The following is a 26,772-nucleotide window of genomic DNA, read 5'->3' on the forward strand; positions in this document are numbered from 1 at the left end:
AATAACCTAGCCAATTTCTAAAAATGTCCAAACCGTATCATTGATTACCTTATTTCTTTTTAAATTCATTTTCTCCTTAATTCCCGCTTGATTTCCCTATAAGTTAGTCGCATAAACTAGGGGGATGCGTATCTAAAGTTACAAAATATTTCTAACTATGATTTTTACGCAATTTAACAATGCACTTTTCACATAACTAAGGGCAATAGTCCCTGAAACCCTGATTTTTCCGTACAACCCGCTCATTTGCCCGTTCAATGTCATAATACTAAATCCGGTTGTCAAAGACCTGTTTTCCTCTCCAGAAAAGCGGAGGCAGGCTTAGTCCGTATAGACCCACCCTTGAGGGTGCGGGTTTTTATAGCCCTATCACAATCGGATTCCGTATAACTTGCTGTCCTTCTCTTCCCCGGTTCGGTATCACGACTGGTGGGGTTGCTAAAAAAAGAGGGGTCTAGCACTATTGCTAGACCCCTCTTTATACAATTGCCCTAGAATTACTGGTCAAGGATATAATGTTAGTAAATGGCTAAGGCTGAGAACCAGGCAATTAGGGAACCGAAGAGGAACGCTAGAACGACTCCTGTTTTTAAGAGGGGAGTTTGCGATCGCACGAGGGCGAGTTGGGATTCTAGCTGCGATCGCTCTTTGTTGGCGGCTTCCAATTGCGATAGCACCTCCGATCGCTCTCGGTTAGCTTGGGTGACTTGGGATTGAGCGTGGGATTGCTCGTGCAAGACGCGCTGTAATTTATCTTGGGTTTCCGATAAATCCCCCTGGAGTTGGGACTGTGCTGCCTGGGATTTGCCAAGCTGAGTCTGTAAGTCGGCTCGCTGCTGTTGCGCGCGCTCGTTTTCTGCCTTGATTTGAGCAAGTTCGGTTTGCAGGTGCGATCGCAGATCTTCTACTCCCAGTAACTGGGTCCGGGTTTCAGAAAGTTGCTGTTGCAAGTCCTGCTTCTCCCCTTCCAGTTGTTGCAATCTTTCCCCCCGTTCCTCTAGGTGGGATTGAACCTGCGATCGCTCTTGTTGCACTTGCGCTAACTCAGTTCGCACCTGACTCAGTTGAGAGTCTAATTCCCCTGAATGCTGTTGCACTTGCGCTAACTCAGTTCGCACCTGATTCAGTTGAGAGTCTAATTCCCCTGAATGCTGTTGCGATTGAGCTAATTCCGTTCGCACCTGATTCAGTTGAGAGTCGAGTTCCCCGGAATGTTGATGAGCTTGCGCTAACTCAGTTCGCACTTGAGTCAGTTGAGAATCTAATTCCCCGGAATGCTGTTGAGCTTGCGCTAACTCAGTTCGCACCTGATTCAGTTGAGAATCTAATTCCCCGGAATGTTGTTGAGCTTGCACTAACTCAGTTCGCACCTGATTCAGTTGAGAATCTAATTCCCCGGAATGTTGTTGCGATTGCGTTAACTCAGTTCGCACCTGATTCAGTTGGGATTCTAATTTCCCTGAATTTTGATGAGCTTGCTCTAATTCAGTTCGCACCTGATTCAGTTGGGATTCTAATTTCCCTGAATTTTGATGAGCTTGCTCTAATTCAGTTCGCACCTGATTCAGTTGAGAGTCTAATTTCCCTGAATTTTGATGAGCTTGCGTTAACTCAGTTCGCACCTGATTCAGTTGAGAGTCTAATTCCCCTGAATTTTGATGAGCTTGCGTTAACTCAGTTCGCACCTGATTCAGTTGGGATTCTAATTCCCCTGAATGTTGTTGCGATCGCCTTAACTCGGTTTGGAGTTCTTCAGTCCGGCGAGTAGAAGATTCTAACGCAGACTGAATTTCCTGTAATTGAGCATTTAATTGAGCCGTTTGCTCCTGAGCTTGGGTGAGTTCGGTGTTCTTTTGAGCCAGTTCCGACTCCAGGGACACTGATTGATTCGCCTGTGCCAACTGCTGCCGACTTTCTTCTAGTTCCGATTGGAGTTGCGCCGTTTGTTGTTCCGCCCGTTCTAGCTGGGTCCGAATCTCGTCTAACTCCGATTGCAATGGACCCGAAGGGGGAGTGGCTTGCTCTAAATCCGATTGTAATTGAGCCTTGGGTTCAGTGGCGGGCTGTAATTCTGGAGCAGTCGCATCCTGAGACTGTTTATAAGCGGGGGTTTCTGAGGGAGAAGGAGCAGGCATGACAACGGGTTCTTTGTCGGGGGGTGCAACGGAGGGTTGGACCTGCTGGGTCGCCGTTTCTGGGGCGACGGGGACAGCGAGGATTGCCGGTAATGCCACGGAGGGGAGTTGCAACCCGGCAGCGGATAAGCGATCAATTAAGGTTTGATTGGCCTGAATCCGGAACCAGGAATAGACAGACTGGGCGGTTTCGGGGTTAATGCCTTCAATGGCTTCTAGTTCGGCGATTTCAGCTTTGGCGAGGTCTCCGACGGTGGCAAAAGCGTGGGTGAGTAGTTGCGCGGTGGTCCGACCGACTTGGCGGATGCCCAAACTGGCGAGGACTCTGGACCAGGGGAGGGATTTGGATTTGGCGATCGCCTTGAGCAGGTTTTTCGCGGATTTTTTCCCCATCTGTTCCAGGGTGCTCAGTTGGTCGGCGTTGAGTTCGTACAAGTCGGCAACGGATTTAACCAGTCCCTGTTGGATGAGTTCGTATGCCTGTTTTTCTCCCAATCCGCTAATTTCCATTGCATCTCGGCTGGCCCAATTGAGCAGGCTGTAGGGAAGAATGGGCGCACAGGAGGAATTAATGCAGCTCATTTCATTCTCGGCGGTCCGGATGACCGGCGATCGGCATTCTGGGCAGTGGGTGGGCATTTTAAAGGGTTGACTGCTGGAAGACCGTTCTTCTGCAATGACTCCCACGACTTCCGCCATTTTGTCGGTTCCCCCATGACACAGGAGTAGGGTATCGCCGATTTGGGGGTTTAACTCGGTGAAGCGATCGCTGCCGAGGAAGGTGGCGTATTCGATTTTAGTACCTCCTACCTCGACGGGTGCAATCTGGGCGATGGGGGTCAAATGGCCGTTGCGTTCAACTTTAATTTTTATTGCTTCGATCTGCGCTCGGACTTCTTTTGTGGTAATATCGGTCGTCACTTCTTTTTACCTCCTCTAATCGTTTTCTTTATTGGTTAACCTTGAGGATCATCCTCGGGTGATCGGGGATCGACGCTAAACTATTAAGTTTGGCATAGAAAAAACTATTTTAATTGAAAACTGGGTGGCTTCTAAGTCCCCAAAAGAATAAAAATAGACGCCTATTCTATTTTGCCACCAACCTGCTCGCTTAAATCCACAGAAACTACAGGGGGGATAAGTGGCGATTCTGTTGGTAGGGGCGCTTATGCTGGGAAGGGGGGAAGAGGGAGAGAGGCGAGGGAGAAGGGTTTCGGGGGTTGAATCCAGGACGATCTACCTACCGATCCCTCCCGAATGGATCATTCTGCTGACTTCGGGGCAGTTCCTGAACCGAGGTGAGTTCGGGTGGGGATTTTAATTGTTGCTTTAACTGGTTGATCTCGCGGGAGAGTCGGGAGATGTCTTCATAGAGGGAGGCGATCGCTTCTGTCTGTTGCATTTGATTTAAACTATCGCTCAACCGGGCGACGATGCGGCTTAATTTAGATAGTTGGGCCATTTCCGGTCGGGAATTAAACTTTTGAGTGAGGGTATCCACCTTCCGGGTAAGAATCAGATCGGTATGTTGTAACTTTTGAATTTCCCCTTCCAATTGCTGAAGGTACGGAGAGAGGACCTCGCGGCGATCGGCTTCGACTTGCAAAATTTGACGATGCAGTTTCTCAAACTCTTGCAAATCGATAATCGGGCGTTGCGCTAAAAATTGGACGGCTACATTCAATGAGGCAATTTTGGCTTCAAACCGGGTTAGATCAAAAGGTTCGGTAAAGTCAGAAATTTGTTTTTGCAGGGCTTCAATTTTTAAACTTAAGTTATCATAAACTTTTGAGGTCATAAAGGCTGCTTTGCCCTCAATCATGGTTACGGATTTATTCAGTTTGGATAATTCTTCATGCACTTCTGTTAAATTAATGGTAACTGGCTCAGGGAGAGCTTTTAACTGTCGGTCTAATTCTGACAATTTTAGGTCGATTTCAGAAATAACGGAGGGGATTTTCTCTTCGTGAAGTCCCTCTCGACGTTTTTGGTTAATAAAATTTAGCCAGAGGGCAAGGGTTACTGGGGCGGCGGCGTAGGCAGCCTGTTTGGCGATCGCTGCTGCCACCGTCCCGGCCAGGGACCCAACTAATAACAGAAGTTCTGTTATTTCAAGCCAATGATGCGGTTTGACAAGTTGCCTAAATTGCATGAGTAGATGCTCCCGCTTTGACATGGAATGATACCCAGTAAAGTGATTAATTTGCCTAAAGTAGAGATGCCTTTTTTTTAAGTTTAAATCGAGATTTAAAATTAACCCCTTGCTCCCCATCCAGTAGAAGGTTTCTCCCAAATTAATGAGTTCTGAGAGTTTTTTCCCTTGGCTGGATAGAGGGTTGGACCCCTCAGCGATGGCGATCGCTTTTGAACCGTAGGGCGTCAGTCCCGTATGAGATCCCGATTAAATCAAGGGGACAAGAAACCAGATTTTTTATCCTCATGGTGGCAATGGAAGTATCGATGCGGTATAGAAACCCAGTTTCTACCCTTTACTGTAGTAACGCCCGAGAGTGCGAGGGAGAGGTGTTCAAAACCTCCGTTGTCCCTCACGCGGTTGTCAAGAGTGCTATCCCAGGCAACCCGTCCTCCTTTTGCATCAATTCTCCTGGATCTCCCTCCCCTTGTTTGTTCTGTTTTGCTGTGATGATTGTAGCGAAAATAGGCTCAAGTCTCCATAGATAAGGTTCCGAACCCTCTCCCCCTTCGGAATCCCCCGTTCCCGTCACCGGGGAAGTAGACTCAACTCCCTCTGGATTCCCCTGTTGTACCCTCCAGGCGATCGCTTACCCTGGGGCGATCGCTACTCATCCCTAAAACCATTTGGTAGACTATAAGAATACTTCCATTTACAGGACTGGTTATCATGACTGAACCTATTCGTCCACAAGATCCCATCGGCACTCCCTTCCCAGACCCTGTTACCCCCATCGACCCCGAAGTACAAACCAATTCAAACGTGCGGCTTGAAGAGTTTAAACTTAATGGAGATGACCTTGTAAAAAAAGTTAGAGAACTGATTCAACAAGGAAATGCCCGACGGATTGTCATTAAAAATGAAGAGGGTCACACTTTAATTGAAATTCCCCTCACCGTTGGTGTCGTCGGGGGAACAATTGGGGTGGCATTATTTCCCGTCGTTGCAGCGGTTGGTGCTATTGGCGCAATGGTCGCTCGTCTCACCCTAGTGGTCGAGAAAAAAGAAGATTAGACATCTTACCAACACCCTTTTTTAAGGTAGCCTTTTAAAATTTTGTCATTGGTTGACTTTATACCCAATTCAGCCGAGATTTATAATTTAGCTCAAGTAAAGAAAAGGGGTAATTCATAAATTACCCCTTTTTCTCTGACGCTGGGTAGGCAGGCTTTATCCGTAGAGCCAGACCCTTGAGGGTGCGGTTTTTTTCTATCAATACCGTATGGAGGATCAGCGGTAAGTCCGGGCAAAACAATACCCTTCCTCGGGGGTTTGAGCCGGTTAACCGCACCCTAGAGGGTGTTTTTTTTTCACATTTTCTTTGATTGGGCTAACAGTTCCAAAATTGAGCCATTGGTCCAACCAAACCCGATTTCATTGGTATTGTACCCAAAGACAATTTCGTTTGAAACTTCTGAGGAACAGGAGAGGACGTCATATTTCTCTAAAAGAGTGCCGGTTTTTTCAAATTCTTGGGTGACTAAATTAATGAACTTGCCTCCAATGCGATCGCCTTCGCTGCGATACCCATAGCGATACAATCCTTCCACGGCAATTAAGTTTAAAGGTGCCCAACCAAAGGGGGCATCCCATTGATTCCCCGTGACGTGAGAGCTGGTGAGCAATCCTCCAGGGGCTTCAAATAACTCCAAGTTTTCTACTACTCGTTGCGCTTGTTTTTCTGAGGCGAGTCCAACCCACAAGGGATAAAAGGTTGTTGCAAATTCATAGAGGCGGCGTTCGTTGGTCCGGAAGTTATAATCTAAGTACAAACCGGAAGGTTCATCCCAAAGGAATTTATCGATTAACTGGTGGCGAGTTTGAGCGCGATCGCACCAGGATTCTGCCAGTTGCGAATTGCCTAAAATTGTCAGAATTTTGGCAATATCTTGCTCCATTCGATATAATAATGCGTTCAAACAAACTGGCGCATAATGAATAATATCGATATTAAAAGGACCAAAACGGTTTGAGGGGTCAAATCCCGATTCTCTCATGGAGCGATCGCCTTTATAAAAAAGGTCAGTCAGGGTATCGGTTTCCTTGTTGTAATACAAGCTCACATCATACGCCATCACTTCAAATCGTCGATAATATTCTCGGATGCGATCATAGTGAGTTCGTCCCTGAGCATCGGTTTCTGATACCAGCACTTCGGGAGCGGGCCCTTCTCCCAAGGCACAATAGCGAGAAAGTCCCGTGGATTGATTTAAGTGCGGAGGGACAATCCAGTAATAGTAATGACTTTCTACTGCCCCCAAGAGCGATCGCAACCAGTCTTTATCCTGGGTATGCTCATACACTGCTAAAATCATCGGGGTTAAAAACGGGGGTTGCGATCGGGATAATAAATAACTCCGATTCGCATTTAAAATCGTTCCATAATGGGCGATTTGATAAATTAACTGATCCACTTGACTTTTGGCTAATTCTATTTCTCCATCCCGCAACAATCCCAGGACAATAAAATAACTATCCCATCCATACATTTCATTAAACCGACCTCCAGGTACCACATAATCCCCGGGAAGATACAGCAATCCATGCTCGGTAATTTGGTCGATTTCTGAGGGTAGACTCATAATTTCAAGTTGTTGAAATTCTTCGGAGCTTAAAACGCTTTTAAATTCCGCTTCTACCCGGTTTTTATCCTCCATTGCAGAAATATAAATCGGCCAGCGTTGCTCATCAGTATGGCCGATTTTTTCATCTTTGGCAGCTTCTAAAATATGAGCATGGGAACGATAGAGAGTTTTCCAGGTTTTCTTGATATATTCTCGCATCGCGGCAATGCGGCGGGGACTGGGAAATTCGTTGGGTTGAAAGACATCTGCTATCATTGTTATCACCAGTTAATGTTAAATTCAAACTAAAAAAAAGAAGGCGAGTCCATCTAAGGCATCGCACTTTTCTCCATTGTAGCGTTCCGGTCAAAAAACTGCCGGAATGCGACTCTAATCTCTTATCCGGATGATAAACTTCCGATTTTATAGAGCTGCTCAACCCCGGGTAGAGACGGAAAATTTTCCGTCTCTAAATCCACCCTTGGGGGGTTGCAACCGGGTTAATCTCACCCAGAGTCTGCGATGATTAGGGTGTTTGACTCATTAACAGGGCGACGGGGAAATGGGTTAAGGTTTGGGCAATTGACAAAGTGCCATCGGTTTGAATGGGTTGCCCAGAAATTGCATCGTGCCACTGTGATGGGAGTCCGGAAGGCAATTGTAAATGGGTGTCTTGCCAGACTTCTCCCAAGGGGAAACTTCCCGGTTGGATGAGATGAGTGAGAAAGCGGGGTGCGATGGCGATCGCCACTTGGTTTCCCTGCGATCGGGCAAATCCCACCACATTTTCGCTAAATTTTCCCGACCCTTTGAGGGGTTGGTAATCTCCCATTTGGAACAGTTCAATCGCCTGAGATTTAGCCTTTAAAATTTGGGCGATCGCAAACAGTTTGATTTTGCCCGATTCCGGATGAGAAAGGAGTTCCTTCATCAAGGCAAAAATATCCTCCGATGCTTGGGTCCGAATCTCATGTAAAGCTGCTATCCGTTGCTCGAAATCCACCGGACGGCGATTATCCGGGTCCACTAAACTTAAATCCCACAATTCGGTTCCCTGATAAAAATCGGGTACTCCTGGGGTGGTCAATTTCAGCAGCACTTGAGCCAAAGAATTATAAACCCCATAAGCGGCTATTTTCTGTTGGAATGGCTGGAATTTTTGTAAAAATGGATTTTCAGGCGACGGTTGCATCACTGCATCAATAAATGCCTGAAATCCCTCTTCATAAGCCGTATCTGGGCGCAACCAAGCGGTGTGGACTTTCGCCTCGCGCACGGATTTTATTGAACAATCTTTAACCCGCTGGATAAACTCGGAATACTCGCTTTCGGCAAAGGGAAATGCTCCCAAGAGGGTTTGATAAAAGAAATATTCATCATTGGCAGTGGGGACGACTTTATCGGGGAGTTTGGTTTTATGTCCTTGATTAATTTCCCGCCAGGATATGAGTTGCTGTTCCCATTCATCAGGAATTTCTGACAGGACATTGATGCGGGCACGGACATCTTCTCCCCGCTTGGTATCATGGGTTGAGGTGGCATTCATTTTATGAATCCAACTTTCTTTTTGTTGAGTATTAAACTCATGAAACTCTTCTAAGGTTAGGCCAAATTTCGCCGGATCTCCCCCAACTTCGTTGAGAGAGACTAATCGATTGTAAACGTAAAATAGGGTATCTTCAATCCCTTTTGCCATCAAAGGCCCTGTCCACTGCTGAATTCGCATCACGGAATAAAGACGCTGTTCTCGTTCTTCTTCCGTTAAATAATCAGCATTTTCTAGTAACATTAATTTTTCAATAAAATCCAGCTCTTTTCCCTGCAATGGCAGAAGCTGTTTTGCTTGAGCAATCACCTCTTTGATATAGTGGCGATCGCGACTGCTGACTCCCTCTCCATTAATATAGGTGCGATACACAGGAAACGCAACTAGCACCTCCACCAGGGCTCGTTTCAGGGAGTACAAGGTAAAATCTCGTCCCTCCCGGGATTGATTGGCAATGGATTTTAACAAATTCGCCAGATTGTCCGCATCTCCTGCCATATTGCGATCGACAATCAGGTGCTTTTTCTCAAAAAATAAGTCTTTATAAGCGTGATTTAACCCCGTAAACTTGCCATAAATCTCCGTGAATCGGTCTTGATTATTCCCATTACAAAACAATCCATTGAGGCGATTCATAAAATCATAGCCACTGGTCCCGGCGATCGGCCAATTGGAGGGCATGATTTCCTCCATTTCCAGGATTTTCTCCACGGTAATATAGATATCCCCTAACTTTTCTCGCAATCGTTCTAAATATTGCTGAGGGTCATAGAGTCCATCAATATGATCGATCCGTACCCCGGTAAATTTTCCCTCCTTAACCAGTTTTGCAATTAAATCATGGGTATCATGAAACACCCGTAGGTTCTCCACCCGAACGGAAATCAGTTCATTCACCGTAAAAAATCGTCGGTAGTTAATTTCTTCTGCCCCCACTTTCCAAAAAGTCAGGCGATACACTTGTTCCCGCAGCAATTCTTCCAGTAAATTAAAGCTTTCCGGTATTCCCGGTGTGCCATTAAATTCCTTTAAATTATCTTGAATAAATTGGCAAATATCGGGATTTTGGTCATACAACTCCCATAATAAACCTTTAACAAAGGTTAGTTGATCATACCGTTCTCGCCCTTTAGTTTCGGCGGGAATACTTTTTAATAAGTAAAGGATTCCCAGCAGTTTTATAAACTCGGGATGATTTCGCCCCAAGGTTCTTCGCAGTTGCCCTAAATTATGAGTCAAAAAAGACACATAAGACTCAATCCGAATCGGCAGTTTAAGGCTATAATAATGGACGGTTAACCCCGTGGCATCATAGTGAAGCTGAATTTCGCCATTTTCCAGACATTCTTGATAAAAATTTCCCAGCAAAGGAGCTAAAACCCCTTCACTAATATCCCCATAAGGAGCATTCCAGGCAATATCAAAGTAACCGAAATAATCCGATGATGCCCCATTTTCTAGCACATCCATTAGCAGGGAATTTTCGCTATCGTATGCAGTATGGTTCGGGACAATATCCTGTACCCATCCGAGGTCTTTTCCTTGGACTTTTTCTATTAAAGACTCAAATGCTTCTGGAGTTCCCAGTTCCGGATTGAGTTGATTAGGATCTACCACATCATAGCCGTGGGTACTGCCTTGACGCGCTTTGAAAATGGGGGAAGCGTAAATATCAGAAATTCCTAAATCTGCTAGATATTCGACTATCTTTTCGGCGTCGGCAAACTGGAATTTAGAGTTAAATTGAATTCGGTAAGTTGCTTGGGGAATTCTCATGTTTGATTTTTTTATGCTAAAATAAACGGGTTGGCAAGTTGTTCTAATCTCAAGCTATTTTGTAGGCTTGAGTAGATAGGAGGCAGAGCCTCCTATTTTGCATTCCCAGGCAGAGCCTGGGAACGAGAAAGGGGGATGTTTTTTTTATCCAGCAATTTCATAAACCGCGACGGTTAAAGGGGGAATTGAAAGGGACTGTTGGGGTTCAATTCCTTGGGGTAAAGACGACCCTGGACCTTTCCAACTTTCTTCAGAGGAATCTAAGACTTTCTGCCAATTTCCCTCGGGAATCTTCGGTTCAAAGCTGACCGAATTGGTGCTGAAATTAATCACATAGAAAACTTGACTATTTTCCGTCCATCGCCGGACAAATAGGAGATTTTCAGCTTCCAGGCAGCCACAGTCTAGGGTTTCTTTACTGAGGTTTTTCAGGGCAGGAACTGTGCGCCGTAGTTCAATTAACCGATGGTAAAAGTTCCAGAGGACCTGGTGTTGACCTTGTTGATAATTTTCCCACTTGAGCTTACATTTCTCGAAGGTATTAACATCTTGAGGATTGTTAAATTTTCCGGACTTCAAAGCGTGTTTAAATTCTTTTTCTTTATCTTGGCGAATGGCTTCAATTAGATCGGGGTCGGAGTGACTGACAAAATACAAAAATGGGGCGGTTTCTCCATACTCCTCTCCCATGAATAAAAAGGGTAAGAAGGGAGAGAGTAAAACGGTTGCTGCTGCTAGTTTTAATCCATCAAAGGAAATTAAAGTAGAAAGGCGATCGCCCCCAATTCTGTTCCCGGTTTGGTCATGGTTTTGAGAAAATACAATAAATTGATGAGCCGGTTGGTCTTTTGCTGAATTTCCATGTCGGCGCTTGCGATGAGGAGCATATAGTCCATCATAAACAAACCCCTCTTTAAAGGATTTAACCAACTGTGTAATTTGCCCAAAATCTTGATAGTAACGGTCATTTTCTCCTGTTAGCAATGTATGCAAAACGTGATGGAAATCATCACACCATTGGGAGTCAAGTCCATAACCTCCCAATTCTTGGGGACGCAAAACCCGAACATCGTTTAAATCGCTTTCCGCCGTTATATAAAATTTTCGTCCTTCCTGCTTAGACAAGTCCGCCACCGCAGCGGAAAGTTCCTGCAAAAAGGGCCGCGCTCCCATTTCAAAAATGGCTTGAATTGCATCTAATCGTAAGGCATCGATGTGATAATCGCGCAGCCAATAAAGAGCATTTTCAATGAAGTAATTGCGAACTCCATCGCTGTACTCTTCATCGAAATTCATGGCATCTCCCCAAAGGGGCCGATATTTATTAGTAAAATAGGGACCAAAATCTCCTAAATAATTGCCTTCAGGACCGAGGTGGTTATAAACCACATCAATGATGATGGCGATGCCTTGTTGATGACAGGCGTCAACCAATTCTTTTAATTTATCAGGTCCTCCGTAAGAATTTTGGACGGCGTAGGGAAAAACACCATCATATCCCCAGTTACGATCGCCAGGAAATTGGGCAACGGGCATAATTTCAATGGCGTTAATTCCCAAATTTTTTAGAACTCCAAGACGGGGAATAATCGCCTCAAATGTTCCCTCTGGGGTAAATGTACCAACGTGCAGTTCATAGATGATATACTCTTCCAGGGGAAGATTACACCAACTGCGATCGCTCCAGGAGAACGCTTTGGGGTCTACTACGGCTGAGGCTCCATGTACCCCATCCGGTTGCAAATGAGCGGCAGGGTCGGGTCTCATCAGGTTCCCGTCTAAGCGATAGAAATATCGAGTCCCGGGTGTAATCCCTTCGGCAGTTGCCTTCCAGTATCCTTCCGCTTGCTGTTCCATCGCGATCGCCCGTTGTTCCTTCCCGTCAGAAATCACCACCGCTACTTCCTTAAGGGTGGGTGCCCAAACCGTAAACTCACAGCGATCGTTTCCCAAATAATTAGAACCTAGTGTAACCGTCATACGTTTTAATAGAACCTACTGATTAGAGTGGGATATAGACCCTTCAAGTCTCAAATAAACTCAATCCTGATTATTGCTGCAAACAGGCCAACGTTGCATCTTTCTAAAGAGAGAAGATTTAAGGGGCAAATTCGTTTACAATACCATCGCATTCAGAAGGTATCGGCTAAATGGTATCAGAGAAAACAATTGCATTGTTTTTGACCGATAAAACAATGCAATTCAATGCCAAACTAGAAGCGAAGAGAAGACCCTCTAAATCGTTTCCAGCAACTTCCACAGTTCCGGGTCGGTGAAATCAGGAACCGCCATTGACGCACCCAAATCTTTGAGGTGCTGCGGCGATTGAGTTGAGGCAATGCCAATGGTGTAAATACCGGCCCCCACCGCTGAGCGAATCCCGGAGGGAGAATCCTCAAAGGCGATCGCCTCCGATGCGGAAATCCCTAATCCTTCCAATGCCATTCGATAAGGGAGCGGATCGGGCTTGCCAGCAGGTAAATTTTCTGCTAAGATTACCGATTCAAACATCTCGGTTAATCCCAACACTTGTAACATGAATTCTACATTTTTCGGGGGAGCATTCGTGACGAGCGATCGCAATAATTCCTGTTCCTCAGACCAGGCTAAAATATTGGATACCCCCGCTAATGGCTCTAGTTTTGAGGCGAGTTTGCGGAAACACGCTTCTTTTTCATCCGCAAGCTGCTTCCCCTCGGACGGGGAAAGTTGTGGTAACAAATCTTGAATAATTGCCTCGTTCAGCCGTCCGGTAATCCGCGCTCGATAAAAGACTTCATCAATCTCCATCCCATAGTCCCGCAACAGTTGCACCCAAGTTTCAAAATGAGTGGGGTCAGTGTTGCAGAGGGTTCCATCTAAATCAAAAAGTAATGCGGATATCATTGTTTCTCCAGAAAGCCAGTAAACTGAGATTAGCCGAAAATTCAGTTTTTTGAATAACCTGCTTAGGAAACTGACAAACTCGGGGATGACAACCCAGTAACCTTTGAGTCTGAAAATCTAAGGATATTAAATTAAATGACCATCACTAAAGCCTTGGCCATTCTGGCCCCTGTTCCCGAACCCCACTTAATTTCCGGCAAGGAAACTTGCGATCGCGAGGGGAAAGTTGTCTTTGGAAGTGATGCCTGGGAACTGTTTCGGGAAGCGGATGAAATTAGAAAAGGTCTAGCGGTAGAAGTGTTTATCTACCCCTCCCATTCTGACTCAGATAAACCTCTTCTGATGTCCGTAGCATGGCACGGCATCTATCAAGGACACCAGCCCTCCCGGCGCGGTCGATATCCTGGGGAAAAGCGATTTCGCCCCGATTCAGCGCAACTGGATAAAAGCACCTGGGCTGTATTTTGGGAAGTGGAAAACCTGAGTGAATTGCCGGTGAGTGAACAGATTCCCATTGCCTCTTTTCATGCTCTCAATAAAAAAGCTCATGCCGATCGCCGCTTGCTCCCGCAGGGACCCTTAATTGTTGAATATCCTTAACCTAGAGGGCGATCGCCTCTCCACCCCTCCCTCTAATTTTGCCTCAAAAAATTGCGATCGCCCCTCCCTTTTGCCGTACAATACCTATTCACCCTTAAAGGAGTAATTTTCATGTATATCACAATCTATTCTGACGGAGCCTCTCGCCGTAATCCCGGCCCCGCAGGAGCTGGTGCAGTCCTCCTGGATGAACAGGGAAATATCCTGAACAAAGTCTGTAAATACCTAGGCGAAACCACCAACAATCAAGCCGAATATCAAGCCGCTATTCTTGGCCTAAAAACAGCCCTAGAAATGGGAGCAACCCGCGTCCAACTCCGCGCCGATAGCGAACTCATGGTCAAACAACTCCTCGGCCAATACCAGGTCAAAAAACCCGAATTAAAACCCCTCTATGACCAAGTAAAATCCCTGCTTAATCAATTTGAAAGCTACGCCCCCCCGCAACACGTCCGCAGAGCCGACAACGCCCTAGCCGACGCCGAAGCCAATCGAGCCATAGACGAATACCAAGCCTAACTCAATGACTATTTATTCCCAATAAAAACTAACCTAAATTCAGTCATTTCTTAACTGGGTATCTAGTACAAAGCAAGTCGGTTCGGATCTAACTTCAACCTCACGATTTCACCGGCTCGTTCCGATCTAGACCCCGTACAGAATTGGACTGTCAGTAGACCAGAAACCGGGGTGAATTAGGGTAGCCTGAGCCCAGGCTGGAGGGGGATTTAGAATCCCAAAAGAGCAAAGATGGGTCCCTCTCTACCCCAGGAGGGTTGACGGATTAGGCTCAATTTTAAAATCCCCTCGGCTTACCTCTTTTGATAGATTACCTCTCAACTCACCGGGGAAATAGAGATTAAGCTAACTTCGGGTTAAGATATCTTAAAAAAAGCGCTCTTTGAAACTGGGAAAGCGGCTATCAGGGCGGCTATCAGGGGTATGGCGAAACCTCGGTAAAAAAAATCTCTATAGTAATCTTCCCAGATTTGGGGTAGGGACTCGATAGATTTTCGCCCACAATCCACTGATTTTTCCTTAAAAATAGTAAAAACTCTGGAGCAGCAAATCGCCTAGGAGCAGGGGATAGGATAGGGTGGCAGGGCAGGCTTAAAGGTAGGATAGGCCATGTAAAATATTAGTAATTCATCCCGTAGGTAGAGGGCTTTTGTGTCGGGGGTGGATACAATCGGTGTAAGTTTTTTACAGCGTCAATTCTTATAATTACCTGTTTAAAGTAGTTTCCCAGACCTTTTTGCTCTCTCTTTTTTATCCATTTCAAAAGGGTTCATCCTGATAATCGGGAGTAGATAAGCCAGGAGAGATAATAGCAGAATTGGTCGATCGCCCCTCGGGAGATTTGCACTCTTACGGACAATCGCTACTCCTGGAGCATCTGCCTTGTAGCGGAAACTCCTTCCTAGGGGTAACTTTATATATTGCCCAAAGGGAACTAGACTTGCCAATCCTTACGCTTCTTTGGTTAATCCGAGAAAAAGAATGAATCAGCAAACTCAACCCTTTGTTTCCACAATCATTCCCGTGTTAAATGATCCCCAACGACTTCAACTGTGTTTGGAGGCATTAGAAAACCAGACTTATCCTAAACATCTTTATGAAGTTTTAGTGATTGACAATGGATCTGATGAAAGTATTGAGCCAGTGGTTCGCCACTTTAAGCAAGCGAAAATGCTCCTAGAACCTTCTCCGGGTTCCTATACCGCCCGCAATAAAGGAATTTTACACGCTAAAGGTGAAGTGCTGGCATTTACGGATGCTGATTGTATTCCCCAGTCAGATTGGTTGGAGAAGGGAACGGCTCATTTATTAGGGGTTCCTAATTGTGGATTGGTGGGAGGTAATGTGCTGTTTTCCTTTAAAAATCCCCACCGTCCAAACGCTGCCGAACTCTACGATCAGTTTTTCTTTTTGCAGCAAGAATATTATCTAAAATATGAACAATTTGCGGCAACGGCCAATGTTTTTACTTATAAGCAAGTGTTTAAGCAAGTCGGGTTATTTAACTCAATGCTGAAATCTGGGGGCGATCGCGAATGGGGAAAACGCGTTTTTGCTGCGGGTTACGCCCAAAGTTATGCCGCTGATGCTGCTATCTGTCATCCCGCCCGCGATTCGGTGCAAAAACTCCAGAAAAAGGTGAGAAGGGTGGCAAGGGCAACCTATGATCTCAATCGCCATCGACCTAATTTTCCCTTAGTTCTCCTCAAGTTTATTCTCTCCGATTTAAAGCCGCCGTTACGAATCTGGTTTAAAATTGGAAATAACAACAGGCCCAATGATTTACCCTACAAACTAGAGTTTATGACTATTCTAATGTGGATAAAGCTGGTTAAAGCGGGAGAAAAAAGCAGGTTATTTATTAGCGAATTTATGGGAGAAGCCATTGGAATTAAATTGAGCCGTCCCGTTAACTCAAACAGGAGTCAACCGAGAGAAAATGCATAAATTCCGTCATTGCAGGGCATTTTAAAAACTCGGGGGACGGCGGAGGCTTTACTATTCTAAACCTAAGTCCGGGCGGGCTGAAGCTTGTGCCCTAATGCCAACTCCTAAAGAACTGATTAAAATTGTTGCAAAAATCTAGCTGAACATCCCGGGATGAGAAACAACGATGAGAATAGCTTTGATTGTCCGCCATTTTCCAGTATTATCCCAAACTTTCATCCTGAATCAGATTACGGGATTGATTGATCGGAATCATCAGGTGGATATTTATCCCCTCGAAGGTATCCCTGCCAAAAATTTGGAAAAGGTGCATCCGGATGTAGAGAAATATCACCTGCTCGATCGCACCTATCCCTTGCCGAAAATTAGCTCAAATTACGCAGTCCGTTGGCTGAATGGGGTGAAATTATTCGCCACGAATTTCTTTAAAAATCCCGCAGTAGTGTGGCGATCGCTCAACGTTTTTAAATATGGCACCCCAGCGGCAACCTTCTGGTTACTCCATGTCGCCCTCCCCACCTTGGATAAAGAACCTTATGACATCATTCACTGTCAATTTGGGGACCTGGGATTACGGGGAATTTCTTTTCGGGATATCTGTTTTCCTTCGGCTAAATTAGTTACAACCTTTCGGGGATTTGATATTAGTCTTTACCTGCGCGAACATGGCGATCGCGTTTATGAACCCCTGTTTCAACAAGGCGAATTTTTTATGACCAACTGCGACTATTTCAAACGGGAACTCATCCGCATTGGCTGTGACCCTAATCGCCTCGCTGTGGTCCGTTCCGGACTAGAACCTCGGGACTTTACATTCTCCCCCCCTCGTCCTCCTACGGATGGAAAAATCTGCATTGCCACTACGGGACGACTGAGTGAAAAAAAGGGAATTGAGTACGGAATTCGTGCCGTGGCTCAACTGCTACCCGAATATCCTAATTTAACTTATAAAATTATTGGCGACGGCCCTTTAAAAGCAAAATTAAAACAATTAATTGCCCAACTAGGAGTCAAAAATTCAGTCCAGTTAGTCGGCTGGAAAACTCAGCCAGAAATTCAAGAAATTTTAACCAAATCTCATCTCTTTATGGCACCCAGTGTCACTGCTGCCGATGGCGACTGCGATGCGCCAATTAATGTTTTAAAAGAAGCAATGGCGATGGGATTGCCTGTGATTAGTACCTATCATGGAGGGATTCCCGAATTAGTTCGAGATGGGATTTCGGGCTTTCTAGTTCCCGAACGAGATGCCGAGGGATTAGCAGAGAAAATCAAGTTCCTGATTGAGCATCCGGAATGCTGGAAAGAACTGGGTCAAGCAGGGCGCAGGGAAGTAGAAACGCACTACAATATTAACCCCCTAAATGATCGCCTCGTAGATATTTATCAGCAGGCACTCAACGCCCCCTGCACAGCCCAGTCTCCCTACACCTCTGAGTTGATTCCCATTCAAAATGAATAATCTAAAGCACTTAATTTTTTAGTGCAAATCGGCGCAATTTTGCAATTTTTTAATTAACAATCACAGGACAAACTAACTATGACTGACCCTCAAGTGACCCTTGTTGTTGTTCCTCGGGAACGATTTAGTTGCACCAGGGAATCCCTGGAAAGTATTTATCAATACACGGATATTCCCTTTAAATTAGTCTATGTGGATGGCAATTCTCCTGCAAGAGTGCGCCAGTATTTAGAAGAACAAGCTTGCTTGCACGGGTTTCACCTCATTCGAGTCGATCGCTATTTATCCCCGAATAAGAGTCGCAATCTAGGCTTGAGTCAGGTTAAAACCAAATATGTCGCCTTCCTAGATAACGATGTCATTGTCAGTCCTGGATGGTTAGAACGATTGATTAACTGTGCGGAAGAAACGAATGCTACCGTCGTCGGTCCCCTGATGTGTCAAGATAAACCTGTTCATGAAATCATCCATTTTGCTGGAGGAGAGTCCCATATTTGGACGGATAATCATGGGGAGAGTCCCCGACGCCGACTGCGGGAAAAAATGTATAAGCAAGGGAAGCGGGTGGCTGAAGTGCGCGACGAACTCCAGCGACAGGAAACGGAACTGGCTGAATTTCATTGTGTTTTGGTGCGTCGTTCGATATTCGATCGCCTCGGACCCCTGGATGAAGCGATGCTGAATACCAAAGAACATTTGGACTTCTGTATGAGTGTCCGAGAAGCCGGGGAAACCGTCTATTTTGAGCCTGCATCCCTGGTGACTTATGTTCCCGGTCCTCCCCTAGAATGGACCGATTTACCCTTCTATATGCTGCGCTGGAGTGATGCTTGGCAGTTGAATAGTTTGCATCGCTTACGGGATAAATGGAATTTAGACGAAGATGCTTATTTTCAAGTCAAGTATAAACGGATGGGATGGCGGCGCAGAAAATCAATTTTGATGCCGTTAAGTGAACGGTTGACATTTGGGATTAAAAGTGGCTTTTTTGAGCGGACGATTCTCTATCCTTTGGATAAGTTGCTTAACCGTTATTTAAGCGATCGCCACCTCAAACAAGAATCTGAGCCAATCCAAATTAAACCTCTGATGGCAACAAAAACTCTACCGGAGGAACAGGAATTGCCCACGCCCTCATTATCTCAATCGTAAGTAGTTTATAGCATCCTGAAATCCTGCAAAAAAAGCAATTTCTCAGAGGGCGATCGCGAAGCGTCTCGGAACGAGAATCGCCCCTTTGTTTCCCCTCCCAGTTCTTTCTTATGTCCAGTTAGTAAACCAAATATGCGACCCGAATACATTTATACTCCCCGGAGTGAACTCCGAGATCCGAAACGAATGTTCCGCCAAATGTGGCGGGATTTGCTGGCAGGGCGATCGCTCGCATGGCGGCTGATGGTTCGGGATATTAGCGCTCAATATCGTCAGTCCTTTCTAGGAATTGCCTGGGCGTTTATTCCCCCGATCGCAATGGCAGTAGGATTTACTTTAGCAGGAAATGCTAGAGCCATTTCCATTGGAGAAACCGACCTTCCCTATCCCGCTTATGTCATGTTTAGTACCGCCCTGTGGCAAACTTTTGTAGAATCCTTACAAGGTCCCGTTCAAGCCTCATCCGATGCTAAACCCATGTTAGCCCGAGTCAAATTTCCCCGGGAAGCCTTAATTTTAGCAAAATTAGGAGAAGTGGGGTTTAACTTTGGCATAAAAATGATTTTAATTTGCGCTTTATTTCTAATATTTAAAGTCCCCGTCAGTTGGACGGTAATTTTAGCCCCCGTTGCCTTAATTCATCTCATTTTACTAGGGACATTTTTGGGCATTCTATTAGCACCCCTGGGTCTTTTATATAAAGATGTTTCCAAAGGATTAACCATGCTTACGGGATTGTGGTTATTTATCACCCCAGTGGTTTATCCCGTTCCCCATGAAGGAACCTTTGCGACAATCGTCAAACTGAATCCCGTCACCCCCTTACTCGTCACCACCCGAGAGTTAGCCACCACGGGAATCTTGTCCCAGCAGACTGGTTTTTGGATTGCCAGTGTGTTCACTTTACTGGGATTAATGGTAACTTGGGTGGGATTCCGAATTGCCTTGCCATTTGCGATCGAAAGAGTGAGTTCCTGATGATAGTCGAAGAATTGAAACAACAAAATTTTACCCCTCCCACTTCCGATGATGCTGAGTTGTTGGTTTCCGTGGAAAATCTTTCTAAGAAATTTTGCCGAAATTTAAAGAAATCTTTGCTTTATGGGGTGCGAGATATTGCCGCTGAATTAATCGGAGGAGGTAGAAAAAGCGATGTGCTGCGAGAGGGGGAATTTTGGGCGCTGCGGGATATTGAGTTCCAACTCAGACGGGGGGAAGCCCTGGGATTAGTGGGAGCAAATGGAGCTGGAAAAAGTACCCTATTACGGATTATTAGTGGGTTAATTCATCCCGACACCGGCTCGGTCAAAATTAGAGGCCGCGTTGCCCCCTTAATTGCCTTGGGAGCGGGATTTAATCCTATTTTAACCGGGCGAGAAAATATTTATGCCAATATGTCAATTTTAGGGTTACCCACCCGAGAAATCAAGGAAAGATTTGATGAAGTGGTGGAGTTTGCAGAGATTGCCGATGCCATTGATGCGCCGGTTCAAACCTATAGTTCTGGGATGGCGGCGCGATTAGGATTTGCTTGTGCGGCGCATATTAATCCAGATATTTTGCTGATTGATGAAGTGTTAGCCGTGGGAGATGTCAAGTTTAAAATTAAATGTCATCGCCGCTTGGCGCAATTGCGGGAAACGGGAACGGCTTTTATTCTGGTGTCCCATAATTCCCACAGTTTGCTAAATGTTTGCGATCGCTCGATTTATTTGAAAAAAGGGCAACTAATTACCTCGGGAGAAACTGAGTCGGTGATTCGTCACTATGAGGAAGATCTTTGTTTGAGTGGCACAGATAAAGCAAACGGCGCAATGGTACTCCCGGCAAAATCCCCCCAGGAAAGCATGGGATTAGATATTACCCAGGTTTGTTTTAAAGATGAAACGGGCAATATTTTAGAATATCTCAATTCTGGGGAACCGGCTTATTTATCCGTAGAATGTAAATCATCCGGCTATTTTGATAATGCCAATTTGGGGTTTTTGCTCACCGGATTAGGAGGCGATCGCGAGTATGTGTTATATCTCACGACAGCCAGTGATAATGAGTTGTTGGAAATCTCCCCAGGACGAGTGGAAATTCAGATGCACTTGCCGCACTGCGGTTTAGTGCCCGGTACATATAGTGCCAAAATTTATATCAGAACCGGGGTGAAATCCTTGGATATTGTAGAATCATTTAGATTTACGGTCAAATCCAATAAAGTAACCAGCCGATGTCAGTTTTATCAGCCCCGGAGTTGGAAAGTGCTTCATCATCAAGATTAGATCGGTTGCAAAATACCGGATTGATCCCCCCAACCCCCCTTAAGAAGGGGGGCTTTTCCTTGTGACATGGCGATCGCCCCCTCACGAGGATAGGACTATCTATAAAGGAACACTCCTCCCCGTAATAGGTAGAAATCCGGGCTAAAAGTTATCCCGATTGGGGGGTTGACATTGGATTTGAGCTTTGTTAGGTTTAGTCTATCTAGGACTACATTCAATTGACTCATCAATCTCATCATCATGTTAAACCGCAGCCCCTTCTTTTATTTTTGGTTTACCTTGGTTCACCAGCAGTGAATCCATTTTGACATGGAAACCGCTGGTGAACCGCAGAAGCAACGCTGCGGTTTTTTGTTGGTTTGAAGCACTATCTCGCAAAGGAAAAAGGCGATCGCCATGACATCCCATCTCCCTAACTGGTTTTTTGGCTTTTACTTTTGGCTCAGAAAGAGTTCTGGGTAGGTTTTGTCATGATGCCAAATCGCCTTAGCCCGGAACTTTAAACAGGTTCCGGGCTTTTTTATCGTCCATCTTGATTATTTGTACATAAGGAGTAATTCCATGAAAAATGCCAAACTCGTCAGCAAATCTCATCCCACACAGCAAACCGCCATTTCCATAGGCGATCGCACCACTATCGGGGGCCAAGACTTATTAATAATCGGCGGTCCCTGTGCCGTAGAGAGTCTTGAACAAATGGAAACCGTCGCCCGTCACCTCGCCCATGCACCCGTGCAAATGTTACGCGGTGGCGTCTTCAAACCCCGCACCTCCCCTTACTCGTTTCAAGGCATGGGAGATGCGGGGTTAACTATTTTATCCGCAGTGCGTCAGCGCTATGGAATTCCCGTGGTGACAGAAGTAATGTCAGTTCATCAAATTGAAAGCATTGTCGCCCACGCCGATTTGTTACAAGTAGGCAGTCGGAATATGCAAAATTTCGACTTGCTCAAAGCATTAGGAGAAGCGGGTAAACCTGTGTTGTTGAAGCGGGGACTGGCAGCAACCCTGGAGGAATTTGTGTTTGCTGCTGAATATATCCTGTCTCATGGTAACCCCGATGTGATTCTCTGTGAACGGGGGATCCGCAGTTTCGATTCATTCACGCGGAATATTCTGGATTTGGGGGCAGTAGTGGCCCTGAAACAGATTACCCATTTGCCGGTGATGGTGGACCCGTCTCATGCCGCAGGTAAGCGAGAATTGGTAGCAGGATTGGCAAGGGCTGCAGTAGCAGCAGGTGCTGATGGGTTGATTATTGAGTGTCACCCGGAACCGGAACAGTCGGTTTCTGATGCCAGACAGGCTCTTTCTCTCCCCGAAATGGTAGAGTTAGTGCAGAGTTTGGCACTGGTGGCAGAGGCTGTAGGCCGTCGCGTGCCAGGGGTGGAACCTGTGCGGGAATTATCGGCAGCTTAACCGGAGTGGGAGACTCAGATGGGTTGAGTCTCCCCCTTGGAATCTGAGTCTCCCCCTTCTACATGAAATAAAAATACCTCTTAGTGGCGGGATGTTGCCGCACCGGATTAGTTGTGGATACAATACAAGCATTTGGATAAGTCGCAAGGCCGGAGTGTATTTACCCAAAAGGTTTATGATACGGATGAGTGTCAGTGGTCATTGGTCATTGGTCATTGGTCAGTGGTCGTTGGTCATTGGTCGTTGGTCGTTGGTCGTTGGTCATTAGTCATTAGTCCTTGGTCGTTGGTCGTTGGTCGTTGGTCGTTGGTCATTGGTCATTAGTCATTAGTCCTTGGTCAAATGACAAATGACAAATGACAAATGACAAATGACAAATGACAAATGACAAATGACAAATGACAAATGACAAACGACAAATGACAAATGACAAATGAGGAATGGTCCCACTGCAACACCTCACCGATTTGACATCGACAATCTGGCCCATTCCGAGGGAGTAGGATATTCTTCAGGGTAAATATTCCTGAATTAGACTGCGATCGCCCCGATTCCGGCAAAAAATAGTGCCTCCCCCTTCAGGTGTTAAGACGGTTCTCTAGCCCGCACTCCCCTGATCCAGTTCCCCAGCCAATCCGCTGAAGAATCCCCCGCTCTATTTTTTGGTGGTACTGTAACCCAAGTGCCAATTGTGAATAACTAATTTAGCCACTAGAACCCCCTTATGACAGAGATATTTGGAGACTTCATTGAGGAGTTGCCCTCGGGAACGGAATATTTGATTTTGGGATTTTCTCCTGCTTCGCTCCCCCTCAAACAGCGATGGCGAAACAATGGATTATCGGCGGATTTTCTAGCAGACTATTTAACTACATTTTTTCCCAGTAGCGATGAAACCGCTTTAAAGCTGGATAAAAAAGCAGAAATTCAATGTGCAGTCAGCTATGTTGCCAATGAGCTTTTAGAGAATGCGATGAAGTTTAGTGTGGAGACTCAGGGATATCCGATTAGTATTCAACTCCATTTAAATTCTGAAAGAATTATTTTTGTGACTACTAATAGTATTTCTCAGCAGAAAGTGGCGGATTTTCAGGCATTTTTAAAGCGGTTAAGCACGGAGGACCCCCTACAACTCTACATTGAGCAACTGGAAAAAAATGCCCAGGAGGGTGGCAGCAGCACCTCGGGATTGGGTTTTCTGACTATGATTAATGACTATGACGCTAAGATAGGGTGGAAATTTCAGGATATGAACGGGGACCAAAAAGCGATCGCCGTAACCACAATGGTACAGCTCTTATTATAGACTCATTAATATCGCGAGACTTGCAGCCCTATCTGATTCTATTCTTTGGCTGGTGGGACAATTGCTCCTAGAGAGCGAGGCGCAAGTGATCAGAGGTGCTGCCTTGACGAAGGACCAGGGTTGTCAATGGACTGAAGGGGTCATTCTACTGAACGGTATCCTGGCATTGTCCCGTACCATTAACTAGGGAGTGATTCGACGAGCATCCGTCAGAGTTGGGGAGTGCATCGACTAGAACCGGAGAGAAACGAGAGAGGAGGCAATCCAATCTGGGCAAACTACGGTTAGGATCGGCAAGCTGACCCTCCTACTCCTTATACCCCCCGAGATCCCTTATTAACGACTGACTACTAATGATGGAAATTAAGACTGACGATTATCGCCTGTGGTATGAGAATGAAACCGCGACACTAAACTGCCTAGGTTCCCTGCGGTTGAATGGTATGGATGAATATGACCCCATTATTCAACTCCTCGAAAGTGCGATCGACCAAGAACCGGAGACGATGATCCTCAATCTCAAGGGCCTAGAATTTTTAAACAGCTCGGGGATCAACGTGCTTTCCAAGTTTGTGATTAAGGTACGGCAGAAAAAAAATGTGAACCTGATTGTCAAAGGTTCTACAAAGCTGCTGTGGCAGGGAAAATCATTAAAGAACCTACAGCGTCTGATGCCGTCTTTAAAACTGGAATGGGAATAGGGAGAGACCCCAGGGGAGTGGGTCGTTATCAGGGGCATGATACCCGTCGCCATCTTGTAGACGACAGCAGACTGCTCTGCCAAAGGTAGCTCAAGGGTCAAAGCGGCTGATTGCCCTCAGTTGAATCCCTGGTCCTCTTTCAAGTCTTCAAAAATACTTTAAAGCGACCCTCAACCGGAGCTTGATCGGTAGAACTTTTAGAAGGCTTGAACAAGGCGAGTACAACGGGGTAAAGCGGCAAACGTCATGCGATCGCCAAAGGAAGAAATTAAGTCTATGTGGGAAGAGACAGTAACAAGAGAACAGCTCCTTTTGGAGGTCCAGACCCTGCGCCGGGATATGGAAATACTTAAGCAGGAAAAAAATGACCTGGAGATCCTACTGGAGAATACCACGGAACATTGCGATAATATCGAAGCCGAGCTGTTAAAAGCCAAAGAGGTGGCCGAAGTGGCAAGCCGTGCTAAAAGTGAATTTTTAGCGAATATGAGCCACGAACTGCGAACCCCTTTAAATGGCATTTTAGGCTATGCCCAACTGATGTTGGAAGAAGAAGAAGACCTCACGGAACAACAACGACTTGACCTGACTAAAATTTATCAATGCGGCGAACATCTCTTAACTTTAATCGCCGATATTCTCGATATAGCTAAAATAGAAGCGTGCCGATTAGAAATCGATGCACAACAATTTCACTTTCCTCAATTTCTGAAAGGAATTTGTGACTTATTTGATATGCGCTCTAAACAAAAGGGGATCGAGTTTACTTACGAGCGGGTTACCTCTTTACCCAATGGCATTTACACCGATCAGAAACGATTGCGGCAAATTCTGATTAATTTATTAGGAAATGCGGTTAAGTTTACGGATTGCGGTTGGGTTGCCTTTAAAGTGGGCTATGCGGTTAATGGACAGTGGTGTCATACCGATCGCCTTCCGGGTTGTTACTCCCTCCCTAGTAGCCACGGAACTACCGAGGAACTGAAGCCGGAAGCAGAGAACAGCGGACATCTGCCCCCCCGAAAAATTCGCTTTGAAATTCAAGATACAGGCATCGGCATTCCCGAGGAAATGCTCAACGAAATTTTTCTCCCCTTCCATCAAGTTGGAGATAAAAGCCGGATGGCAGAAGGCACGGGACTCGGACTGGCGATTAGTAAAAAATTAGTAGAAATGATGGGAGGAGAGCTCCATGTTATCAGTCGCGTCGGCGAAGGGAGCATCTTTTGGATGGAGTTGGAGTTGCAAGAACTTCCAGAATGGGTAGATAGCAACTCCTTACCTTTAAGAATCGGAAATTAACCTTTACAACAATGCAGGAAAGGGGAAACCCGATTCCTGTTGTTTAGGCATTGTTTTACCCAAAAACGGCGGGACGACTGCTGGATAGGATGGAATGTAAATTGACCACTTGACCAATCACAGCGATCGCTGGGGCTTCAAATCCAGTTTCTTCAACCCGTTGGGCAATAGTTTCGAGAGTACCAATCAGTTCTTCTTGATCTGGGCGGGTCCCCCAGCGAATTAAGGCGATCGGCGTGTCGGGACTGAGCCCTGCACTCAGCAGTTCCTGAGTAATATAGGGTAAATTGTGTACGCCCATATAGACGGCGATGGTTTCTGAACCTTGGGCGATCGCCTGCCAATTCACCTGGGGTCGATATTTCCCCACCGTCTCATGTCCCGTGACAAACGTCACCGAAGAACTATATCCCCGATGAGTTAGGGGAATTCCCGCATAAGCAGGGGCCGCAATTCCCGAAGTCACCCCAGGGACCACTTCCACGGACACCCCAGCGGCAATTAAATCCTCCATCTCTTCCCCACCGCGCCCGAACACAAACGGATCTCCGCCTTTCAACCGCACCACAACGGCATGAATCTGCGCCTGTTCGATTAAAATCTGGGTCGTCTCATCTTGCTTCAATGAGTGCCGTCCCCGGCGTTTTCCGGCATTAATTTGTTCAGCATGAGGATTAATCAGGGCAAGAATTTGCGGACTGACTAAGGCATCATAAATCACCACGTCCGCACATTCTAAGAGGGTTTTGCCCTTAATCGTGAGCAGACCCGGGTCTCCAGGTCCGGCCCCAACTAAATAAACTTTGCCCAATGTTTTGGCCTTGGACCCGCTTGAGTTTGCCGATTGTACTACCATATTGACTCAACTTTAATTCTTGACTTTAGTTGCTGTGAATCGGTCCGATTGATCTAGGTTTATTGCGTTAAAATGTATCAATAATATCCAAAAAAGTTCGGGTCAGGGAATTCCAGACCGCTCTGTTATTTCTAGTT

General features: G+C 45.8%; 20 protein-coding genes. 12 read left to right on the plus strand and 8 right to left on the minus strand.

Features of this window, described 5'->3' with window-relative positions:
* Nucleotides 1-518: 518 nt before the first annotated feature.
* From NG792_RS15640 to NG792_RS15650, 3 genes are all read right to left on the minus strand, one after another.
* Nucleotides 519-3,056 carry a helix-hairpin-helix domain-containing protein gene (locus NG792_RS15640; protein ID WP_261235995.1) on the minus strand — a complete coding sequence of 846 codons (2,538 nt, stop codon included), beginning with the start codon at nucleotides 3,054-3,056 and terminating at the stop codon, nucleotides 519-521.
* A 319-nt stretch (nucleotides 3,057-3,375) separates the two neighbouring features.
* Complete coding sequence (locus tag NG792_RS15645; protein ID WP_261235996.1) at nucleotides 3,376-4,287, minus strand: hypothetical protein; 912 nt, start codon at nucleotides 4,285-4,287, stop codon at nucleotides 3,376-3,378.
* Between the two features lie 587 nt (nucleotides 4,288-4,874).
* The gene (locus NG792_RS15650) at nucleotides 4,875-5,000 is read right to left on the minus strand and encodes a hypothetical protein (protein ID WP_261197765.1); all 126 of its coding nucleotides are present in this window, start codon (nucleotides 4,998-5,000) and stop codon (nucleotides 4,875-4,877) included.
* Between NG792_RS15650 and NG792_RS15655 the strand changes: the two genes are divergently transcribed.
* Nucleotides 4,999-5,343, plus strand: coding sequence for a DUF4342 domain-containing protein (locus NG792_RS15655; RefSeq protein ID WP_261197766.1), 345 nt, complete (start codon nucleotides 4,999-5,001; stop codon nucleotides 5,341-5,343). The two genes, NG792_RS15650 and NG792_RS15655, sit on opposite strands and share 2 nt — an antisense overlap.
* A 296-nt stretch (nucleotides 5,344-5,639) precedes the next feature.
* On the opposite strand, the gene NG792_RS15660 is transcribed toward NG792_RS15655, so the two are convergent.
* The 4 genes from NG792_RS15660 to NG792_RS15675 all read right to left on the minus strand — a co-directional run bounded on the left by NG792_RS15660 (nucleotide 5,640) and on the right by NG792_RS15675 (nucleotide 13,101).
* The gene (locus NG792_RS15660; protein WP_261197767.1) at nucleotides 5,640-7,169 is read right to left on the minus strand and encodes a trehalase family glycosidase; all 1,530 of its coding nucleotides are present in this window, start codon (nucleotides 7,167-7,169) and stop codon (nucleotides 5,640-5,642) included.
* 250 nt (nucleotides 7,170-7,419) lie between these two features.
* A complete protein-coding gene (treY, locus tag NG792_RS15665; protein ID WP_261197768.1) occupies nucleotides 7,420-10,215 on the minus strand; it encodes a malto-oligosyltrehalose synthase in 2,796 nt (931 codons plus the stop codon).
* A gap of 144 nt (nucleotides 10,216-10,359) precedes the next feature.
* Nucleotides 10,360-12,195 (minus strand): malto-oligosyltrehalose trehalohydrolase, encoded by a 1,836-nt coding sequence (gene treZ, locus NG792_RS15670; RefSeq protein ID WP_261235997.1) that lies wholly within the window; start codon nucleotides 12,193-12,195, stop codon nucleotides 10,360-10,362.
* 255 nt (nucleotides 12,196-12,450) lie between these two features.
* Nucleotides 12,451-13,101, minus strand: a complete 651-nt coding sequence (locus tag NG792_RS15675) for an HAD family hydrolase (protein ID WP_261235998.1) — start codon at nucleotides 13,099-13,101, stop codon at nucleotides 12,451-12,453.
* 135 nt (nucleotides 13,102-13,236) lie between these two features.
* Here NG792_RS15675 and NG792_RS15680 point away from each other — a divergent pair, with 135 nt between their 5' ends.
* The 11 genes from NG792_RS15680 (at nucleotide 13,237) to NG792_RS15730 (ending at nucleotide 25,779) form a co-directional block, all read left to right on the plus strand.
* A complete protein-coding gene (locus tag NG792_RS15680) occupies nucleotides 13,237-13,701 on the plus strand; it encodes a hypothetical protein (RefSeq protein ID WP_261197771.1) in 465 nt (154 codons plus the stop codon).
* A 111-nt stretch (nucleotides 13,702-13,812) separates the two neighbouring features.
* Nucleotides 13,813-14,220, plus strand: a complete 408-nt coding sequence (locus tag NG792_RS15685; protein ID WP_261197772.1) for a ribonuclease HI family protein — start codon at nucleotides 13,813-13,815, stop codon at nucleotides 14,218-14,220.
* Between the two features lie 981 nt (nucleotides 14,221-15,201).
* Entirely contained in the window at nucleotides 15,202-16,167 is a 966-nt protein-coding gene (locus NG792_RS15690) for a glycosyltransferase family 2 protein (protein ID WP_261197773.1), read from the plus strand.
* A gap of 166 nt (nucleotides 16,168-16,333) precedes the next feature.
* Nucleotides 16,334-17,629 carry a glycosyltransferase gene (locus tag NG792_RS15695; protein ID WP_261197774.1) on the plus strand — a complete coding sequence of 432 codons (1,296 nt, stop codon included), beginning with the start codon at nucleotides 16,334-16,336 and terminating at the stop codon, nucleotides 17,627-17,629.
* Nucleotides 17,630-17,707: 78 nt separating this feature from the next.
* The gene (locus tag NG792_RS15700; RefSeq protein WP_261235999.1) at nucleotides 17,708-18,781 is read left to right on the plus strand and encodes a glycosyltransferase family 2 protein; all 1,074 of its coding nucleotides are present in this window, start codon (nucleotides 17,708-17,710) and stop codon (nucleotides 18,779-18,781) included.
* 132 nt (nucleotides 18,782-18,913) lie between these two features.
* Nucleotides 18,914-19,759, plus strand: a complete 846-nt coding sequence (locus NG792_RS15705) for an ABC transporter permease (protein WP_261236000.1) — start codon at nucleotides 18,914-18,916, stop codon at nucleotides 19,757-19,759.
* Nucleotides 19,759-21,051: an ABC transporter ATP-binding protein gene (locus NG792_RS15710; protein WP_261236001.1), complete on the plus strand. Its 1,293-nt coding sequence runs from the start codon at nucleotides 19,759-19,761 to the stop codon at nucleotides 21,049-21,051. Before NG792_RS15705 ends, NG792_RS15710 begins: the two co-directional genes overlap by 1 nt.
* A 546-nt stretch (nucleotides 21,052-21,597) precedes the next feature.
* Complete coding sequence (gene aroF / locus NG792_RS15715) at nucleotides 21,598-22,470, plus strand: 3-deoxy-7-phosphoheptulonate synthase (protein ID WP_261197863.1); 873 nt, start codon at nucleotides 21,598-21,600, stop codon at nucleotides 22,468-22,470.
* 724 nt (nucleotides 22,471-23,194) lie between these two features.
* Entirely contained in the window at nucleotides 23,195-23,776 is a 582-nt protein-coding gene (locus tag NG792_RS15720) for a slr1658 family protein (RefSeq protein ID WP_261236002.1), read from the plus strand.
* 356 nt (nucleotides 23,777-24,132) lie between these two features.
* Complete coding sequence (locus tag NG792_RS15725) at nucleotides 24,133-24,477, plus strand: slr1659 superfamily regulator (RefSeq protein ID WP_261236041.1); 345 nt, start codon at nucleotides 24,133-24,135, stop codon at nucleotides 24,475-24,477.
* Between the two features lie 246 nt (nucleotides 24,478-24,723).
* Entirely contained in the window at nucleotides 24,724-25,779 is a 1,056-nt protein-coding gene (locus NG792_RS15730) for a sensor histidine kinase (RefSeq protein ID WP_261236004.1), read from the plus strand.
* 55 nt (nucleotides 25,780-25,834) lie between these two features.
* Here NG792_RS15730 and cobA read toward each other — a convergent pair whose 3' ends face one another.
* Complete coding sequence (cobA, locus tag NG792_RS15735; RefSeq protein ID WP_261197780.1) at nucleotides 25,835-26,635, minus strand: uroporphyrinogen-III C-methyltransferase; 801 nt, start codon at nucleotides 26,633-26,635, stop codon at nucleotides 25,835-25,837.
* Between the last annotated feature and the right edge of the window lie 137 nt (nucleotides 26,636-26,772).

The sequence above is a fragment of the Laspinema olomoucense D3b genome (assembly GCF_025370785.1).
GTDB lineage: Bacteria > Cyanobacteriota > Cyanobacteriia > Cyanobacteriales > Laspinemataceae > Laspinema > Laspinema olomoucense.